This is a genomic window from Streptomyces wedmorensis, from assembly GCF_000716445.1.
In the GTDB taxonomy this organism is placed as follows: Bacteria; Actinomycetota; Actinomycetes; order Streptomycetales; family Streptomycetaceae; genus Streptomyces; species Streptomyces wedmorensis.
The window spans coordinates 1-5,404 of sequence record NZ_JNWK01000122.1 but is presented as its reverse complement, the minus strand read 5'-3'; the positions used below and the strand labels follow the sequence as shown (position 1 = coordinate 5,404).

The following is a 5,404-nucleotide window of genomic DNA, read 5'->3' as shown; positions in this document are numbered from 1 at the left end:
GTAATTGAGACGTCAGACATCTCGATCAACAGCCCGGGGGCCTCGCTCGTTTCGCTTCACGGACCGTCACCCGATCGGTGGCCACATCGAAGAAGCTCAATAGGATCCCGGCATGTTTTCCCCGGAGGATATCGAGCAGATCATGACGGAGATCGAACTCGAGGGAGACGGTGAATTCTGCGGCTGTGGGGCATGGGCGGCCCGCCTGGTGCGGGGCCGTGAGTGCCAAGGGTGCTACCGCATGCGCCGGGGCATCGAGAAGTACGGGCTCACCATCCCCCAGTACAACGCCATCTGGCGCGCGCAGAATTTTCGGTGTGCCCTCTGCGGAGACAATGAAGAGCCCTGCGACGGCGGTATCCCTCACGTCGAACCACGCCCCTGGCAGATCGATCACGACCACCACTGCTGTGGCATGAAGGGCTCCAGCAACCGCTGTTGCGTTCGCGGGATCCTCTGCCGCCCGTGCAACCTGAACGAGCTGGCGCCGTATGAGCGCAAGCGCCGTCGCGGCGCCGGCTTTGCGATCCCGGACATCGACGCCTACCTAGCCAACCCGCCGGCCCGCCGCCCAGAAGCCCGTGTCATCCGCGGCCGCGACGATGCCTACCTGCCGACCTCCTGGGCTTTCCTCCACGATGCAGAGGTGGTCAAGCACGGTTATGTGAGGTGGTCGTGAGCGTTCCACTTTGAGGTCCCACAGCCCCAGGCTGATATCAGGGACAGCCGTGCCGCTTGCGGCGGCCGGAGCGAGCGGGCTGCCTCGGCTGGACTGCCCACCTTCGGCCGACACTCCTGAGCAGCCGTCCGTACGTTTCCGGGTGATGGCGGAACGAGCCTGGCCGTCGGGGAAGACGTGAACGTTGCAGGGCCGAGCAGGGTCGGGGCGGACTGGGTCGTGCCGCGCCGGAGCTGGGCCACCTGGTGCGATTCTGCCTGCAACGCTCCCGCAGTGATGCTTCTCCAGCTGTGTGCCGGTGGTATCCGGCGCGGGCCTGCCCGGTGTTCGTGGCCGGCCTCTGTCGGCTGGGGCGTGACGCCGCGCCTCAGCCGGTTGCTGGTCGTGGGCCGGCCGGATTTGCGCGGCGATCGCGGCGAGGCCAGCGCCGAGGGCGTTGTGCTCGGTGTCGGCGTCGGGCCGTACCTCGCCGCCGGACACCGCATCCTGGTCGACGCGGCCAACGTGGAGGAAGGGGTGCGGCGGGCCGAGCTCGTCGAGATGGCGAAGGGCCGGCGCTGATCGTGCGCTTGGGCACCAGGGACCGCAGCCCGTCCACAGCCCGTCCACCGAGGTGAGCAGGCCCTCGCCTCAGTGCGCGACAGTCTGGCGACAGTCGGATACGAGAGCTCACCGGTACTGGGACCCGTGCCCTCCCTTACCACACTCGTCGACATCCCCGCACTCTTCGTCACCCCGTACGGCCCCGCCGCCCGATGAAGCACCCCCTTCCCACGCCAAGGGGGCTCTGCCGCGTCCCTGGGCCTTGGGGCGAAGTGACAACTCCGCTCACCGCACCGGCGGGTTCCTCCTGGAGGGACGGGTCGCGTGGGAAGGAATTAGCCATTCCATCTCGGCTCGCGCATCACAAAACGGCCATACTTGCACCATTTCTAATGGAGTAATGGCCGAATTGCAGCTCATTGCTTACCGAGCCTTGTCTTCTTTCGTCCGTGCTGAAAAAATCCCGCGAGACGCCACCACCTGAAATGATCAAAGAATTCATAGCCGGGAATCCGAACGATCGAATTCCGTTTCGGCTATTCACTTCGATGGAGGAGTTGAGACAGTTTTGACTTCGATGCGTTCCGCTGTCGGAGCCGCCCTGACTGCCGTGGTAGCGGTGGTAAGCCTTATCGCGGGACCCGCGCAAGCGGCTTCCGACGGCGCCGTGGTTCAGACCAATCCGAGCGTTCCGGCGCTCCACACTTACAACCCGAACGCCCCGCTGGGCAGCTTCGACAACCCGGAGATCCTGGACGGGCAGGACCAGGCGCTTCTCAGCCCTCGGCAGTTCAAGAACCTGATCGCCGCCAAGCAGGCGCGCCTGGCGCAGGCAAAAGCAGGAGAGACGTCCAAGATCGCCGGCGGCTGCGTCATCGGAGCGTACTGGTCGACCTGTAAGCAGTACCCGGGCTTCGGTCAGGTCAATCTGGCGACCGAACTCCGCTCGGACCACCACGAGTACGCTACCCAGCAGGGGTGGATTTACGGCTCCGGCATGTGGGAAACCTACATGGATATTTCCTGGAACGGAGGGGCCAATTGGTACGGCCGGGAGAGCCTCGTGATCAATTCAACAAGCTGGGGCGCCTTTGAGTATGACGGCCCGCCAAATGTCGCCCGCGGCTGCCTGCACAACATGGCCACGCACTATGTCGGGTGCACCGGCTGGCACTGAAGGACGGTAAAATCCAGACCTCCTTCTTGCACAGCTCCACCGCGTGATCGTCACGCTCGAGGGCTTTACGGGCGGCTGCCCGCCAGGACCAGACGTGCCGTTTCAGCAGCCGCCGTACCGTCGCCACCGACAGGCGCACGCTCGCGCGCGGAGTAGCAGTCAGCGGCTGGCCGACCTATGCAGCCGAGCTCGCAATAGAGAGCCGGCGATTCCCCCGGCCAGCTGCGCGGCAGACCCACAACTCTACGAGGTGCCAAGCTCTCCTGCGGAGTGCGGCTCCCGGCCGTCTGGGTGCCGTTGGCAAGACGTCCAGGGGGTGAGCGCTGAGGCCGAGATGACCTCTCGGCCTTTGGGGTATCCCAGGTCGATCCGCGCCGCCTGGTCGAAGGAAAAGTCGACCTCGACAAGCCGTACAGCAGCGGCCGGTGCCGCGGGAAGCTCGGATATCAAGAGCGGCTGTGTCGGCACGCCGTATCGCGTGTAGCGATCGTCGTGCTCCTCGTCCCAGGCGAACAGATACGGCGCCCGTTCCAGCTCGATGACGCAGTGCTGAGGACAATCATCCTCCACGCACTCCGCATCGAACCACTCCGGGTGCCGTGTCTTGGCCCAGGCCGTAGCCTCGTCCAAGGTCTGTTCATGGGTGTTTGCCGCCGAGGGCACCGGGCCGAACGCGGAGTAGAACAACCCGACTCGGCCGAACGGATCTACCGCCCACCAGTGGAACTGGAGTCCCCAACGAGGATGTGCAAAAGTGCTCGATACCGTCACGGGATAAGCATATTGGAAGCGCCGTCACTCCTTCTGTGCCGCCGGGCCTGACCTACGGCGAAGCCTGGCGTTCGTTCCTTTCCGATACGGCCGGACCGGTTGTCCAGCTGAGCGCTGCAGGCCCTGGTCTCAGCGACGACCGCGTGGCCGACTCGGGTGCTGCTCTTTCTCAGCGACATCCTGACCCCGGCACAACAACGACCAATCCTCAAACCACCAACAAATGCTCCCGGGTTACACCTACGCAGCCATGCGTGCGATCCGTGCTTAGACCGTGTCTCACGTGGCGATCCTGGCGATCTTCTTGTAGCAGGTCATGACTGCGGCGAGTCCGAGGAAGGCGAGGAAACGACTGCCCTTGCGTTCATAGCGGACGGTCAGGCGGCGGTATCCGAGGAGCCAGGAAATCGACCTCTCGACCTTCCATCGGTGTCTCCCGAGTCGTTCGGAGGACTCCACGCCCGGCCGGGCGATCCGTGGAGTGATGTGGCGTTCGCGTAGCCACGCCAGGTTGCCGGCGGAGTGGTACGCCTTGTCGGCGCGAACCTTATCGGGGTGTCGGCGACGGGGCCGCGACGTGAGCGGACGGCCGGGATCCCGAGGATGAGCGGGCGAAGTGCTTGGACGTCGTTGACGTTCGCGGCGGACACCCCGACGACCACGGGCAGGCCCTGCGCGTCGGTCAGAACGTGCAGCTTGCTGCCCGCTTTGCCTCGGACAACCGGATTCGGCCCTGTCAGTGGACCCTTCTTCTTCGCGCGTACCGAAGCGGCATCGATGATCACGGAACTCCAGTCGAGTCCGCCACGGGCCCCGATCTCGTCCAAGACCACGCGGTGCAGCCGACGCCACACTCCGGATGCGGTCCAAGCGGAGAACCTCCGGTGAGCCGTCGCCGGCGACACTCCGAACGTCGGTGGCAGATATCGCCACGCGCACCCGCTGATCAGCACGTACACGATGGCTGTGAACACGGCGCGTTGGTCGATCGGGGCGGTGTCACCGCCCTGCGGGCGCAAGCGGAAAGACGGCAGTACCGGCTCGACCATGGCCCGTAGAACATCCGGCACGAGCCGCTGCGGCAGGTCCCCGCCCATGAACGATCAGGGTGCCGCTGCCGGCCGGCTCCAGGCGAGGGGCACTACAGGCGTTGGGATGGCCGACCCTCCACCTCAGAATGAGCCTTTCCAACCTGCCGGCGTGGCTGGCAGGTTGGGGCACCTGCGCGAGGTGGACGACGAAGCTCCTGGTAGACGGGTTCACGACCAAGATCACCCGCGCCGACCAGGAGCTTCGCGTGCTTGTTCACCCTTCCCCAAGCTCTCGGCTTCGCTCGAGCAGGGGAGACCCCATTCGATCGATCTGTCCAGCGCACACCTTCGTCACCTTGCCCGGTGCCCGGCCGCTCACCGCCGCAAGATCGGCACCCGATGGCGTCGCATCACACCGAGCCGGCAGGCGCTTCTGGTCCTGGCTCACCTGCGCCGCGGCGACACCTGCGCTCGGCTGGCCGCCGCGTTCGGCATCGGGATCGCGACCGTCTACCGTTACGTCAGCGAAGCGATACAGGCCCTGGCCGCACTCGCCCCAGCCTGGCCGAGGCGATGCGGACCGCACGCCGGCCGGCCTTCGTCATCCTCGACGGGACGCTCCCGCCGATCGACCGGATCGCCGCCGACACCCCGTACCACTCCGGCAAGCACAAGCGCCACGGCATGAACGTCCAAGTCCTCACCGACCCATTCGGACGGCCGCTGTGGGCTTCGTCCGTGCTCCCCGGCTCCGCTCACGACCTGACCGCCGCCCCTACCCACGGCATCGTCGACGCACTCGCCGAGGCCGGACTGAAGCGCTGGGCCGACAAGGCTCATCGGGGCGCCGGCGGTTCCCTCCGGGTGCCCTTCCGCGGCCGTCGCCTCAAGCGGTGGCAGCGCAGGCACGACAGCACCCATGCCAGGATCCTTCCCCAAGCTCTCGGCTTCGCTCAAGCAGGGGAGGCCCCATCCTCGGCGAGCAGGCCATGGCCACCCTCAAAGGCCGGCGGCCCCTGCGGAAGCTCCGCCGCGGCACCAACCGCATCACCGACCTGGTGAAGGCCGTCCTCGTCCTTCACCACGCATCAGCGTGAGGTTGGAAAAAGGCTCCCTACGTTGTTCTGCGGGATGCGGTCGGCCCTTCGTATGGTTGACCCGCCCAGGGGTGTCGGGTGTGGTTCAAAAGGCTCTGCCACTTGT

At 66.0% G+C, this 5,404-nt stretch carries 6 protein-coding genes and 1 pseudogene; 3 read left to right on the top strand and 4 right to left on the bottom strand.

Going from position 1 to position 5,404, the window contains the following annotated elements; genetic code table 11:
* Positions 1–112: 112 nt before the first annotated feature.
* Positions 113–679, top strand: a complete 567-nt coding sequence (locus OO54_RS42875) for an endonuclease domain-containing protein (protein ID WP_051787899.1) — start codon at positions 113–115, stop codon at positions 677–679.
* A gap of 276 nt (positions 680–955) precedes the next feature.
* Positions 956–1,240 carry a hypothetical protein gene (locus OO54_RS46225; RefSeq protein ID WP_159391576.1) on the top strand — a complete coding sequence of 95 codons (285 nt, stop codon included), beginning with the start codon at positions 956–958 and terminating at the stop codon, positions 1,238–1,240.
* 343 nt (positions 1,241–1,583) lie between these two features.
* Here the strand turns inward: OO54_RS46225 and OO54_RS46220 are convergent, their stop codons facing one another.
* The 4 genes from OO54_RS46220 to OO54_RS44680 form a co-directional block, all read right to left on the bottom strand.
* Entirely contained in the window at positions 1,584–2,177 is a 594-nt protein-coding gene (locus OO54_RS46220) for a hypothetical protein (RefSeq protein ID WP_157856611.1), read from the bottom strand.
* 112 nt (positions 2,178–2,289) lie between these two features.
* Entirely contained in the window at positions 2,290–2,526 is a 237-nt protein-coding gene (locus OO54_RS48105) for a winged helix-turn-helix domain-containing protein (RefSeq protein ID WP_234439374.1), read from the bottom strand.
* A 116-nt stretch (positions 2,527–2,642) separates the two neighbouring features.
* A complete protein-coding gene (locus OO54_RS40515; protein WP_157856610.1) occupies positions 2,643–3,170 on the bottom strand; it encodes a hypothetical protein in 528 nt (175 codons plus the stop codon).
* Between the two features lie 279 nt (positions 3,171–3,449).
* Positions 3,450–4,267 (bottom strand): IS5 family transposase gene (locus OO54_RS44680; RefSeq protein ID WP_106970204.1). Its coding sequence is split into 2 segments (ribosomal slippage): positions 3,450–3,736 and positions 3,736–4,267, totalling 819 coding nucleotides; the frame shifts between segments, so codons are not numbered across the junction.
* A 259-nt stretch (positions 4,268–4,526) separates the two neighbouring features.
* On the opposite strand from OO54_RS44680, the pseudogene OO54_RS44675 reads away from it, so the two are divergent.
* Positions 4,527–5,298, top strand: a pseudogene (locus tag OO54_RS44675) (transposase family protein).
* Positions 5,299–5,404: the final 106 nt, after the last annotated feature.